The following is a 12,341-nucleotide window of genomic DNA, read 5'->3' as shown; positions in this document are numbered from 1 at the left end:
CTTACTATAAATTTGATACATAGTCAATAATCTATTTTCAAATCAATCAGTTTAGTCTATCTTTAAATTAAAATGTTATTATTTAATTATCACTTAGTGTTCTAATAAAATCAACAAAAAATAATTTTATTAGAACAATACTGTTCGTGGTGAGAAAAAAGAGATCATTATGAGTAAAAGAAAAATATCATCGATAATTATGGCCGGCATGTTAAGTTTACTTTTGTTAGCCCCAATTGAGACAGCTAATGCATCGTATATTGGTACAGTACTCAACACCGTACGTGCAGCAACTAACAAAAATACAGGTGTGGATCGAATTACAAGAACTTATCGTGAACTATCCGTTAGAAACGGATATACTTGGACAACTCGTGTGACAGCGGATAATACCGCAACAGAATATGCTACTCTCACAACTTATATTTACAGGGTATATTAATTATGACTTTATCTCTAAAAAAACTAGTATTAGCCTATAATTCTAAAGAACCGGTAATCAATGAATTGTCCATCAATTTAGAAAGCGGTCAAATCGTTGGTTTAGTGGCACCTAATGGCACGGGTAAGACCACGCTGATGCGAGGGATCAACGGGGATGTTGAGATTAAGTCTGGTCAAATTGTCTTTTCAAATAATGCAACGGTTTTTTTTCTGGAAAACCAAGATGCATTATTTCCGATGTTAACGGTCAAAGAAATGCTGGAATACGTCGCTAAAAGCTGGCATTCAAAAATATCTAGCGATTTGATTATTGATTTGTTAAAGATATCTACTTACACAAATAAAAAAATCGACGCACTTTCATTAGGCATGCGACAAATGGTGATGATTGGTGTTTATTTAATTGTTGATGCTGACATTATGTTATTTGATGAACCTATAAACGGATTAGATCAAGTTAATATGTCAATTATTTCAAATATTATGCTGCAACTGAAACAAGATAATAAAATTGTGATTGTAAGTTCACACTTATTGGATAATCTAAGCCAGTTTGTTGATGAGTTTTGGTATTTAAAAAATGGCAAAATTGTTAAAAATGCGCAAAATACAAATGACGTTCTGCAAGTGAAAGCAAACTACGAGAGTATCTATGGTGATTTAAATGAAAACGCAAATCGTATTTGAATATAAACGAATTATACGCTCGAAGATTATGTGGATAGTTCTATGTGGCCTTGTTATTTTAACTACCATGCCTTACTTCAGCTTGCCGGGCAGTGATAAGGGAGCATTATTGTCTGAATATAGAATTGAGCAAGCAACCGCTCAACAAGGTTATGATTCTTTGAAGAATATACCAAAAGCCAAAAATACCATGAACGTAATGAAAAGGATAAGCAATAATGCCGAAAACGTTGTATCTGCGCTACAACAAAACAAGCAATATGAAAAAAAAGCGTTGAACTATTGGGGATTTGTACAAACAGCCACCAAAAGTGGTCAACTACAAGGTGATGAACCTATCACCATTCAAATGAAAATAGATAGATTGTCCTGGTCAGTCAAGCACAAAGAACGCGTCACAATACCAAATAAACAAATGCCTGCAGTCGCTTATTTGGTCTATGTCTTATGGGAAAACATCCCCACAATAGTTTGGTTAATGGCGTTTATTTTAATTATTATTAATCTATATATTCCCGAAAATGGTGAGATAGGTCGTAAACTCATTAATCAGATACCCTTAGCTAAATGGAAAAAAATACTATCTAAATCAATAACGAGCATAACTGTTTATATGACCATGGTTGTTACAAGCTTCATTCCTATACTTACTTTTCTGATGATAAAAAATGGTTCAGGAAACCTTAATCAACGATTAGTTTCTACAGTCAATGGACAAAACATCATTAACCAAAGTAGTATGGATTATCTAGGTCATTTGATGCTGCTCACATTATTACTCATGATTATGCTCCTATTTTTTCAACTCATTATCGTGCACTTTGTTAAACAATCGCTAACTCAAGTCGGAATTATCATTGGTGTTTTGGTTGCGTCACAAAATACCAGTATTTTTTCCAAAGGAATTATATCGAGTTGGTTACCGATGAATTATTTAGACTTGAACCGTATTATAATTGGAAAATCTGAGATTTCGCACTTATTTGTCAACAATGGTGGTGTCAGCACAGAAAAACTGACAACTATTTTAGTTACTTGGACCGTGTTACTCATTATAGTTGGTACTATAATGAGCTATAAACGAAAAACATTATAAAGCTCATTTAATCAGAAAGAGATGAACCAATAATTGCATTTCTAATTCCTATATTAAACTAAAAAAACTTTTTAAGCTCGCTATTTGTGCCCCTTCATCGTCAAAATTTTTAGAATCTAGCCATTTTGTAAACATTTGTTTTACAGCAAACCATTCTTCTGGAATAATTGAAAAAAACTGACTGTCCCTAGATCTATTTTTATAAACTACCGCGTTTCTTAATGTCCCTTCAAAAGTAAACCCTAATCTAATGGCTGCTCTGTATGATGGACTGTTATGACTGTCACACTTCCATTGATACCTTCGATACTCTAGCTGCTCAAAAACATAGTTCATCGCCAAAAACTGTGCTTCTGTTGCCATTCTGGTTTGTTTTAATTTTTCTGAGTAAAGAACCCATCCCATTTCGATTGATCTGTTATTAGGGTCAATATTAAGAAAAGAAAATATACCAATCGCTGCTTCTGTTTTTTTGTCGATAACAGCAAAATAATAAGGGTCCGTAGACACTTCAAATTCTTTTAGACACACCATATAATCATTGTAATTGTCGAACTGGTTGATTGGTAAATAAGTGAAGTCTTTTGCATTTGACTGCGGACCAAATACATTGTATAAATCCTTTCCATGCTTTTTGCATGAAAGCTTTTCAATAGTGCTATATTGCCCTTTTATTTGATCCACATTTGGTAGTTTACCAGTAGTATAGTTTATTAAAGTATCTCCAATAGTTTGATTATATTGATTTATCATCCCTGTTAAGTTTCCTTTTTACTTTTTTGGTTACAGCAACTGTTCCGCTTTATCAAAATATGGTCTATAGTGATAAGATCTTTTAGTATACAATATATCAATACGCAATATGAAAATCAACTTTTTTATACTGAAAACCCAGTGGCAATTTCGTCACTGGGTCATTTAATTCACAAGTTTCATTCTGACAATAATTGCCTTGGAAAATCCTTTGGGATAGGCGCTGTAACGATCACTGTCCTTTGACCAAATGGTAACGGTAAGTCAATAGTTGCTGCATGTAGTAGCATCCGATGTGTTACCTTTGTCGTATTGTATAGAGAATCACCGACGATTGGATGATTCATATTGGCTAAGTGTACCCGAATTTGATGCATACGCCCTGTGTCTAACTGTAGACGCAATAATGTTTTTTGAAAAACTGTATGAACGCGTACCCAATGAGTTATTGCAGGTTGTGCATTCACACCATTAACCGCACGTTTGCGACTATCGTTTACATCAATACCAATTGGTTCATTAATGACACCAGACAGACTCGCTACTTTACCATCGACCCACGCTAAATATATCCGTTTGATTTTCTTTTCAGCTATCATGCGATTCAAAATGGGCACAACAACTGGATTCTTTGCAACAATAACAAGACCAGAAGTTTCACGATCAATGCGATGCACCATATATGGTTTTGCAGTATTTTCTGCACTAGTTAGTTGTCTTTTATTAAAGTTGTCAGCTAAGTAGTTCAGCAATGTATCATCTTCATTTGGTGAATGCGGGTGCATCTTCATACCAGCTGGTTTATTGACTACAACCAAATCATCATTTTCAAAAATAATAGTTACCTGCTGTGTACTGTTTGGCTGATAGTGTGACTCACTCGTACGAAAATCCTCATCATCAAATTTAAGTGATAATCTATCTCCAACTTGTAAAACATAACTAGTTGGCACTATCTTATCATTGATCCGATAATTTTTTTTAATACGTAATGCACCGCGTATGCGTTGGGGTAGCCGCCACTGCGTCAATAACTGTTTAATTGTATGCTCAGCTTGCTGGTCTGTCATTACTAATCGATACGTCCAAGTTGATACCATGACTTTTACTCCTTAACTGGGACTATTGCTTGAGACGTTTGTCATCTACGTCTACTAACCGATATCTGACACGATCATTATCAAGAAAAACATAAAGCAATTGCGTCTCAGCTTCATCAAAAAAACCTAAGTTAATAGCAAATCTATCTTTATGTTTTTCAAAACCTTGAAATGATTTTTTCATAATATGTTGAATAACTTTAACATTTTCAATCTGATCATTTGCTGACTTAACAGCATCGTGCAATGACATTTTATTATCCAAATGTTGCTTGATAATTGACACTTTGATGTACGCACGAAAACCATATAGTCGAGATTCTCGACCATCATCACGGACAATTGCTGAGACGTATCCCTGTTTTTCCCAATAACGCAACTGACGCGTAGAGACACCCGTCATACGTGCTAGTTCACCAATTCTAAATTGTAAATTTTCAAGTGTCGCATTTTTAAATACCTTAGAAAATTGGGACTGCGGTTCCGATTCTGAATTCATTCATAGACTCCTTCATGCATATTATATTCTGGTCAACTTAGTTGTCAAATCAACTTGTTGATGAAATATCATTTCCCATTGCTCTAAAATAGGTTCTACTTTGAAGTCTTCCACACGTTCTAAACTTTTTTGAGAATAAAATTGTCGCATCGTTTCGTCCAATAAGAGTGGTTTAATTGCCTGATATAGTGCATCGATATCAGCAGCAGGCGTTAAAATACCATACTTGCCTTCTTGCAATACTTCACTTGAGCCAGTATTTTTCATTGCAACAATTGGTAATCCAAAGCTCATAGCTTCAACCAATACCAATGGTAGTCCTTCCCATCGCGAGGTCTGCACAAATAAGCTCGCATTTTGGTAATGTTCACGTAAAGCGTCATCTTTCAAAGCACCACGATAAATAATTTTATCTTCCGCATGGTTGCTTGATATAAGCTGCTTAAACATCTTCATATCAGTATCAGTGCCACTGCCTGCAATCGCTAATTGCCAATTTGACGGTAATTTTGCAGCCAGTTGCACAGCAAAATCTATTCCTTTATGTTCAATTGCAATGCGGGCTGTGAAGGCAATTGTATGCACAGATAAGTCAGCATGACCGTTTGGCGTGATAGTTAATGGATTCCATATCTTAACTACTCTATTATATTTTTCAAATCCTACCAAATCCGATTCTGTTAATACAACAATCACATCTAATGCACGTAACCCATCATCAAACTCTGTGCGCATAGCAGAATAATACTGTGTTTGGTAGGTCTGGACATTATTGTGCATCCAACCAATCATCTGTGTATGTGGTAAATTTAAGCACGCCGCAAAACTAGATAACAGACCACCTGCCAAAATAACAACATCAAAGTTTTGAGCCACAGCTTCAAATGCTTTAATCTGCTTACTATAACGTTGAAATGGTTTTGCACTACTATCTAGTATTACTGGCATTTCGCCAATAATTAATGGTGCCGTCAAATCGTAAAACGGTTCAATATCAGAAAAACTATAATATGTCACATCATGACTTAAACTCAATGCATTACCAACAACCGTTGTGGCTCTCTTCATGCCACCTAAACCAATATTTTCTAACGCAATCAAAATTTTCATTTTGCAGACCTCCACATAACATTGAGTCTATTGTATCAAAAAACGCCAACCTATGGGCTATCAAAGCCCAAGATTGGCAAATTAACAACAGTTGTTATTCTACTTGACTCCAGTCATCCGCATTTCTTGGTAACAGACGTGTTGTATCTGTCGTCTCATCGTTTACTTCCGGTGCATCTGTCACATATTTGCTTAATGTTGACTGATCACTATTTTTTGCAAATAAGCTCTTTGAATCCTTGCCTAACGTTTTATTCTCTCGCTTCAAGCGTTTTATCGTAGCAATTTTACTGTAATCATACTGACTAGCATCGACCGCTTTGAAATCTTTTGGCGTATAAAAACGTAGCAGATTTTTTTGATTGAGGTTATCTGACATTGCTAGTTTTTCATTAACCCCAGCCTGAATCTTATCAAACTTTTTTTGCAATGTCAGACTAGGTTTTGTAATTATTTCGTTTGTTTTAACATCCCAATATCGACCAGATAAACTTGCATACTTAGCTGTTATCCAATCTTTATTACGAAACAACACAACATTTGAATGCTGTTTACTTAGCATATCCTGTCCGAATTGAATATAGCGACGAGTACTAATACCAAGTAAATGTTCTATCGTAGGTGCTACATCTATTTCACCACCGTATTGATGATTGATTGTACCGTTTTTCATACCTGGTACATGAATCATAAATGGTACACGCTGTAAGTTGGCATTATCTAAGTCGTTCCAGTCGCCCTCATTTTTGCCTAGAATAGGTGCTAAATACTTAGCATCTGTATTTGAAATACCATAATGATCACCATACAAGACAACCATTGTATTATCATATAAACCTGTCTTCTTAAGGTATTCGAAGAACTCTTTTATCGATTGATCTAAATAATGGTTTGTCACAAAATAATTATCAACAATCTTAGAGCCACTATCCGTTGTTACAAAGTTTGGGTCACGATCTTCCCGGTCTAATGTGAATGGTGTATGATTTGTCACAGTGAGATACTTTGCATAAAATGGTTGCTGTAGATTTTCCAAATATGGTACAGATTCTTTGAATAATAACTTATCTTTCAACCCCCACGTTGTCGCCTTTTGTCCAGTCAAATCAAAATAATCTGCTGATACCCAGTTTTGATATCCCATATGTTTATAGACATTATTGCGGTTCCAAAACGTTCCTAAATTACCATGAAATACAGCACTAGAATAACCCGCTCGTTGGTTAAGAATAGCTGGCATAGCCTGAAATGTTTGATCATTTCCAAGTTTTGAAAACAACGATCCCTGAGGTAATCCAAAAGTAGACGTTTCTAACATGTTTTCAGCATCAGATGTTTTTCCTTGGCCTACCGAATGAAAAAAATTGTCAAATGCCATGGTACTTTTACTATGATATAAACTATTTAAAAATGGCGTTACCTCTTGTCCATTAATTTTACGGTCAATTGACATCTGCTGAAAACTTTCCAAATGGATAACAATGACATTTTTGCCTTTTGCTTTACCATAGAATTCTGGATTTATATCTGCATAATTTTTAGCAACATAATTTTTTACCCGTGTGAGCTCCTCTGGCGTTGCACTCTTTCTAACTTGCCCTGTCTGGTATGTGTTAATCGCATCGTAAATCATAAATGGCCCAATTCCAAGATATTTAACCATATATTCTCGATCAAATTGCCTCGTCAACAGCTGAGGACGATCAATATCTGCCACAAGTAAATTGGCAACCAATAGAAAGGAACCAATTGTAAACACCTGAAAAGGTTTAAATCTCATGACTTGTTTGTTATCAAAATGAATTTTACGTGCTAGTAACAACACAATTAATACAACAATATCAATCCAAAATAAAAAATCATGCATCCCAAAAGCAATTGCTCCTGCAGCCTTACTCCCTTGATTAACCGTATTGTAACCAAGCATTGTATTAACAGACATAAAATCCGAAAATTCTCTAAAATAAATCACATTAAGATAAAGTAATAACGTCATTACAGCATCAAGAACAAGAAGCGCGCCATAATAAAGCTGTTTGGATTTGATAAAAAGCGTTAGACTTAGTAACATAACTGTAAATCCTACCGGATTTAACAACATGAGTACCACTTGAATGGGATCTTGCACATGCAGCCATTCAAAATCAGCAATGTAAGCTAAAATTGTTTTCAACACTAAAAGGACAACAACCCATGTAAAGAATCCTAATCGTGTATTTAATTGTCGCTGCCAATTTTTAGGTGCAATGACATTTTTCCAAAAATTACTTAAAGTTTTTTTTACTCGATTTTTCATAACTCTCATTATACCAATAACCTTTACGCCTTGTACTAAATATTGCTATAATACCAATATGACAATAGAAATTAAACATCAAATTGGCCTTGGTGATATTCACGAGGCAGCTTTAAATATAAGAAAAACGGTCTTTGTGCTTGAACAAGGCGTTCCTCTCAGTGATGAACTCGATAACCAAATTGCAGAGGAATCAGCAACACACATCGTTGCTTATCTCAATGGCTCTCCAGTAGCTACTGCTCGAGTACTCGAAGAACACCCTGGCATTTGGCACATACAGCGTGTAGCAACCTTAAAGCCTATGCGTGGTCAGGGACTCGGTTCTCAGCTACTTGCGTACATTGAAGCCCTTGCTTCTGACCCTGACCACCATATCCACACACTTGAACTTGGTGCACAAATCACGGCCAAAACATTCTATGAAAAACTGAATTTTCAAACATACGGATCTGAATTTCTAGAAGCAGGAATTATGCATATCAATATGAAAAAAGAATTGAAGTAACTATCAATTCTTTTTTTCATACGCCACTTCTACCTGAATTTTATACGGTCGCTCAACCACATCTAAGGTTGTTCGTGTAGCAACATGGCCTATCCCACCAGTTATTAAAACTGCTGACAAAGCCAAGCGGTAATTCGTTCGTGCTTGTTTTGTTGGCGTCATACCAACCATTGCTAATGTACCGAGTTCACGTGCTTGAAGTTGATTGATACCACCTATAATTTGAGTCACATCATCCTTAATTATCAAATCAAAATACGGTAACAGTATTCCTGGGTGGTTAGCAAATATGATATCTTTTTGTGCAATAATTTGACGTTGGGCTTGTTCACCCAAATGCCCGTAGTCATTATTCATCAAGCCGAGTTGGTCTAATTGTGATGCCAAAGCTGTTATATTTTCTTGTTGCGTGATATTACTTTCAATAATACCTGTCATAATATTTTGACGCTGATAAATCCCATTAGCTGGTACCATAGTTGGTTGGTTGGTTTCTTCTTCCAAGTGTGGTCCGCCCAGTATTTTTTCAATGTATGGAGAGATATCCCATTTAGTTGTTGTTTTTGTAAAATAATATAAGACATTTAACACAACAAAATATAACAACAAGACAAAAAGCAAGGCGATAAACGTTCCTCGCAACCAACGTCCGTTCTCAAAAAATCGATACGCTAGATATAACAAATACCAGACACCTCCGGCACTAACAGCAGTATATATCCGACCCTTTGTCCTCGTACTAGTTGTGAAATAACCCAAATAGTGATTAACTAAATCAAGAATAGTGAACATTACTGGTTACCTCCTGATACGCTACTAGCTCCTGTGTCCGGCGTTGACGTGGACACACTTGGTTGATCAACTACAGACGTCGAACTTGAACTACTACTCGATGTTTGTGAATCACTAGTCGTAGCTGATGCTACACTACTGCTATTTGCTGATGAAGTACTAGCAGTATCATCATTCTCAGACACTTGCTCAGACGAGTCGTCATTAGATTGACTTGATTTATCATTAGTAGAAGACGAGGCATTACTAGTAACAACTGAACTAGTCGGGTTATTATTTGATGAATCAATGCTACTTTGGCGCGGTGCAGTACGTCCGCCCTCATTTGATCCTGTTGCCACATTGACCACCAAATTTCCAGCACTAATTGCCACAATAAGTGATACAATCGCGGAAGGGGTTAAAAAAGGTGGTGTTCGGTATTTTTTAGACATAATTTTTCCCAGTTTTTTAAGTGAGTCATGGTTAAGATTTATTAGATAGTTCGTGAAATTAAATTCACTTACACTATTTCATTTTACCTGTTTCAATCATTAGTTGCACTAAATTAACCCCTATATGCAACGAAAACCCGCAACTGCTTGCGGGCGGACATTTTTTTATAAAATATTTTAGGGAGATTTTATGTTTTAGGGAGATTGAGATTGGAGAGAAGTCCGTTGATTCGTTGTTTGATATCAACACTTGTTGATGTATATAATATAGTTGACACAAATTAAATGGAGATTAAAGCATAATGACATATAAAGCCTATTTTATTGATCTTGATGGTACCATCTACCAAGGTAAAACCAAGTATCCAAGCGGAAAGCGCTTTGTTGAACGTTTACAGTCTGCAAAAATTCCTTATCTTTTTGTGACAAACAACTCAACTAAATCGCCTACTGACGTAGCACAAAATTTGACAATCAATCACAATATTCCGACAACAGTTGATCAAGTTTACACAAGTGCTATGGCAACAGCTGATTATTTAACATCTTATCTACCACTAAATGCTAAAATTTATGTTATTGGCGAGACTGGCTTAATTGAATCACTAAAAAAAGCTGGTTTCTTAATCGTTGACGATGCATCTGCAAATACTGTCGTCGTTGGTCTAGATCGTGAGATAACTTATCAAAAGCTAGCAATTGCAACAACTGCAATTCAATCTGGTGCACAATTTATAGCAACTAATAATGATACAAATTTACCAACAGAAAATGGTATGATGCCTGGTGCTGGTTCAATAATCGCTGCCATTCAAGCCGCCACACAAGTGCAACCCACCATTATTGCTAAACCTGAATCCCCTATTATGTCTGGTGCGTTGCAACGTTTGTCAGTTGAAAAGGAAGATGTGCTCATGGTAGGTGATAACTATCATACAGACATTTTAGCAGGTCTTAATAATAATATTGATACCCTACTCGTATACTCAGGTGTTTCAACACCTGATCAAATTAAAAACCTGCCCAAAAAGCCGACACACGAAGTGAATTCCCTTGATGATTGGGTCATATAAAAAAGACATGTTTCACGTGAAACATGTCTTTTTTATTAAGCAAATTGTTCAATTTTTGCTTTTTTATTTGGCTTATAAAAAATCAAATAAAGAATTGCCGATATAACTGGGATAACAGCAGCAATAAAGTATAGGTCCCTAAATGGTAATTGAGCATGTAACACACCAAAGACATAAGGTCCAACACCTAAGCCAAGGTCTAACCCAATGAAATAGGTCGATAGCGCAATACCAATTCGATGACTCGTTACTAATTTCAACGTTACAGCTTGTCCATTTGACATGAACGTACCATATCCCAATCCTATAAATGCACCGGACAATAACAGCATCCAAGCACTGTTAGTCATACCTAATATTATTAAACCAATTGTTAAGAACGCATAACTAGGATACATCACAAAATTTTCACCAAAACGATCAAAAATGCGGCCAGACATTGGACGTGTTAACGTCACAATACCAGCATAGACCACAAAGAAAAATGAACTAACTGCGACGAGGTTCAAAGCTTCTGCATATGATGCCAAAAATGATAGAACGCTCGAATATGACAAGCCCATCAAAAATCCAATAACAGCAATTAACAAAACCTTGTATTCAATAAAACTTGAAAGTTGCCATGATTTTAATTCTTTTTTGTGTTCATCAGTCAATTGAACATTGTTAATTTTAATTGCAAACAGAGCAACCACAGATATAGCAATCAAAACAATTGACATCATGACAATAAATCGGAAACCTGTAGCGTGAAAAAGTAGCAGCCCGACAAACGGTCCTATAGCCGCAGCCAAACTCGTACTCAAGCCATAGTAATTGATTCCTTCACCTTTACGTCGATCTGGGATAAACTCTGTGACAATCGCATTCAAAGCTGTTGACGTCATACCATAAGCAAAACCGTTTAATAAACGCACAATATCTAACGTGACAATCGTAGGCACTGTCAAATATGCAATTGTTGTGATTAAGTAAAAAATAACGCCCCAGCGTACAATGCGTTTACGCCCGATTAGTTCGAGTTCTTTACCTACAATCAAACGTGCAAGTAAAGTACCAATAATGTAAATTCCTGATGCTAACCCTGCCTGCCCAAATGATGCATGTAGTTCATTATGGGCCATCACAGCAATAATCACCATCATCAAATAATAAACAAGATAAACAATAAAATTAATGATCGTAATTGTGATAAAGCCTTTGTTAAATAATTTTTCTTCCATGAGTTATCCTTCAATATTCACCAACACAACAGTAAAAAAAAACACTACGTTGGTGAAGGCGATAATCGAAGAAATGTTTTCATGCTGTCCATTTTCAGAAACCTTCATTCAAATTTACACCGCACGCTTGCATGAAAATATTGTAAACGAGAAACAGTTATTTTTAGAATACCACTTTTTCACAAGCTACGCAAAGTTTTTTTCTTAGAAAATTGTCAAATGAGTTGATAATATAGGCTTTAAGAGGCAAGAATCAACGGTCGCCAACCCACCCTCAGCTACTTGAACACAAAAAAAGCAAGTCTCCCTAGAAACTTGCTCCCTAA

General features: G+C 35.9%; 13 protein-coding genes. 5 read left to right on the top strand and 8 right to left on the bottom strand.

Going from position 1 to position 12,341, the window contains the following annotated elements:
* Positions 1-169 precede the first annotated feature (169 nt).
* The 3 genes from K5Q13_RS08575 to K5Q13_RS08565 all read left to right on the top strand — a co-directional run bounded on the left by K5Q13_RS08575 (position 170) and on the right by K5Q13_RS08565 (position 2,227).
* Positions 170-442 (top strand): hypothetical protein, encoded by a 273-nt coding sequence (locus tag K5Q13_RS08575; protein ID WP_220741281.1) that lies wholly within the window; start codon positions 170-172, stop codon positions 440-442.
* A 2-nt stretch (positions 443-444) separates the two neighbouring features.
* On the top strand, positions 445-1,131 hold the full coding sequence (locus K5Q13_RS08570) for an ATP-binding cassette domain-containing protein (RefSeq protein WP_220741280.1): 687 nt from the start codon (positions 445-447) through the stop codon (positions 1,129-1,131).
* Positions 1,132-1,240: 109 nt separating this feature from the next.
* Entirely contained in the window at positions 1,241-2,227 is a 987-nt protein-coding gene (locus K5Q13_RS08565) for a hypothetical protein (RefSeq protein WP_220741279.1), read from the top strand.
* Positions 2,228-2,275: 48 nt separating this feature from the next.
* Here the strand turns inward: K5Q13_RS08565 and K5Q13_RS08560 are convergent, their stop codons facing one another.
* From K5Q13_RS08560 to K5Q13_RS08540, 5 genes are all read right to left on the bottom strand, one after another.
* Positions 2,276-2,980, bottom strand: a complete 705-nt coding sequence (locus K5Q13_RS08560) for a GNAT family N-acetyltransferase (RefSeq protein ID WP_220741278.1) — start codon at positions 2,978-2,980, stop codon at positions 2,276-2,278.
* 179 nt (positions 2,981-3,159) lie between these two features.
* Positions 3,160-4,080 carry an RluA family pseudouridine synthase gene (locus K5Q13_RS08555; RefSeq protein WP_220741277.1) on the bottom strand — a complete coding sequence of 307 codons (921 nt, stop codon included), beginning with the start codon at positions 4,078-4,080 and terminating at the stop codon, positions 3,160-3,162.
* Positions 4,081-4,102: 22 nt separating this feature from the next.
* Positions 4,103-4,579 carry a MerR family transcriptional regulator gene (locus K5Q13_RS08550; RefSeq protein ID WP_220741276.1) on the bottom strand — a complete coding sequence of 159 codons (477 nt, stop codon included), beginning with the start codon at positions 4,577-4,579 and terminating at the stop codon, positions 4,103-4,105.
* Positions 4,580-4,600: 21 nt separating this feature from the next.
* On the bottom strand, positions 4,601-5,689 hold the full coding sequence (locus tag K5Q13_RS08545; RefSeq protein WP_220741275.1) for a glycosyltransferase: 1,089 nt from the start codon (positions 5,687-5,689) through the stop codon (positions 4,601-4,603).
* Between the two features lie 94 nt (positions 5,690-5,783).
* Entirely contained in the window at positions 5,784-7,994 is a 2,211-nt protein-coding gene (locus K5Q13_RS08540; RefSeq protein WP_220741274.1) for an LTA synthase family protein, read from the bottom strand.
* A 49-nt stretch (positions 7,995-8,043) separates the two neighbouring features.
* Here K5Q13_RS08540 and K5Q13_RS08535 point away from each other — a divergent pair, with 49 nt between their 5' ends.
* A complete protein-coding gene (locus K5Q13_RS08535) occupies positions 8,044-8,493 on the top strand; it encodes a GNAT family N-acetyltransferase (RefSeq protein WP_220741273.1) in 450 nt (149 codons plus the stop codon).
* A gap of 3 nt (positions 8,494-8,496) precedes the next feature.
* Here K5Q13_RS08535 and K5Q13_RS08530 read toward each other — a convergent pair whose 3' ends face one another.
* Together K5Q13_RS08530 and K5Q13_RS08525 are read right to left on the bottom strand one after the other, a co-directional pair.
* Complete coding sequence (locus K5Q13_RS08530) at positions 8,497-9,285, bottom strand: DUF6681 family protein (RefSeq protein WP_220741272.1); 789 nt, start codon at positions 9,283-9,285, stop codon at positions 8,497-8,499.
* Positions 9,285-9,719, bottom strand: coding sequence for a hypothetical protein (locus K5Q13_RS08525; protein WP_220741271.1), 435 nt, complete (start codon positions 9,717-9,719; stop codon positions 9,285-9,287). The genes K5Q13_RS08530 and K5Q13_RS08525 overlap by 1 nt, the downstream gene beginning before the upstream one ends.
* Before the next feature lie 299 nt (positions 9,720-10,018).
* Between K5Q13_RS08525 and K5Q13_RS08520 the strand changes: the two genes are divergently transcribed.
* Positions 10,019-10,792 carry a TIGR01457 family HAD-type hydrolase gene (locus tag K5Q13_RS08520; RefSeq protein ID WP_220741381.1) on the top strand — a complete coding sequence of 258 codons (774 nt, stop codon included), beginning with the start codon at positions 10,019-10,021 and terminating at the stop codon, positions 10,790-10,792.
* Between the two features lie 35 nt (positions 10,793-10,827).
* Here K5Q13_RS08520 and K5Q13_RS08515 read toward each other — a convergent pair whose 3' ends face one another.
* Positions 10,828-12,015 (bottom strand): MFS transporter, encoded by a 1,188-nt coding sequence (locus K5Q13_RS08515; RefSeq protein ID WP_220741270.1) that lies wholly within the window; start codon positions 12,013-12,015, stop codon positions 10,828-10,830.
* Positions 12,016-12,341 lie beyond the last annotated feature (326 nt).

The sequence above is a fragment of the Leuconostoc miyukkimchii genome (assembly GCF_019656055.1).
GTDB lineage: Bacteria > Bacillota > Bacilli > Lactobacillales > Lactobacillaceae > Leuconostoc > Leuconostoc miyukkimchii.
Note: the sequence above shows the minus strand (reverse complement) of the source record. Positions and strands in the feature narration are given on the sequence as shown.

Coding starts and splice junctions, on each gene's coding strand:
- K5Q13_RS08530 (WP_220741272.1), bottom strand. CDS start 9,285: ATGTTCACTATTCTTGATTTAGTTAATCACTATTTGGGTTATTTCACA.
- K5Q13_RS08540 (WP_220741274.1), bottom strand. CDS start 7,994: ATGAGAGTTATGAAAAATCGAGTAAAAAAAACTTTAAGTAATTTTTGG.
- K5Q13_RS08550 (WP_220741276.1), bottom strand. CDS start 4,579: ATGAATTCAGAATCGGAACCGCAGTCCCAATTTTCTAAGGTATTTAAA.
- K5Q13_RS08545 (WP_220741275.1), bottom strand. CDS start 5,689: ATGAAAATTTTGATTGCGTTAGAAAATATTGGTTTAGGTGGCATGAAG.
- K5Q13_RS08515 (WP_220741270.1), bottom strand. CDS start 12,015: ATGGAAGAAAAATTATTTAACAAAGGCTTTATCACAATTACGATCATT.
- K5Q13_RS08555 (WP_220741277.1), bottom strand. CDS start 4,080: ATGGTATCAACTTGGACGTATCGATTAGTAATGACAGACCAGCAAGCT.
- K5Q13_RS08575 (WP_220741281.1), top strand. CDS start 170: ATGAGTAAAAGAAAAATATCATCGATAATTATGGCCGGCATGTTAAGT.
- K5Q13_RS08535 (WP_220741273.1), top strand. CDS start 8,044: ATGACAATAGAAATTAAACATCAAATTGGCCTTGGTGATATTCACGAG.
- K5Q13_RS08525 (WP_220741271.1), bottom strand. CDS start 9,719: ATGTCTAAAAAATACCGAACACCACCTTTTTTAACCCCTTCCGCGATT.
- K5Q13_RS08560 (WP_220741278.1), bottom strand. CDS start 2,980: ATGATAAATCAATATAATCAAACTATTGGAGATACTTTAATAAACTAT.
- K5Q13_RS08570 (WP_220741280.1), top strand. CDS start 445: ATGACTTTATCTCTAAAAAAACTAGTATTAGCCTATAATTCTAAAGAA.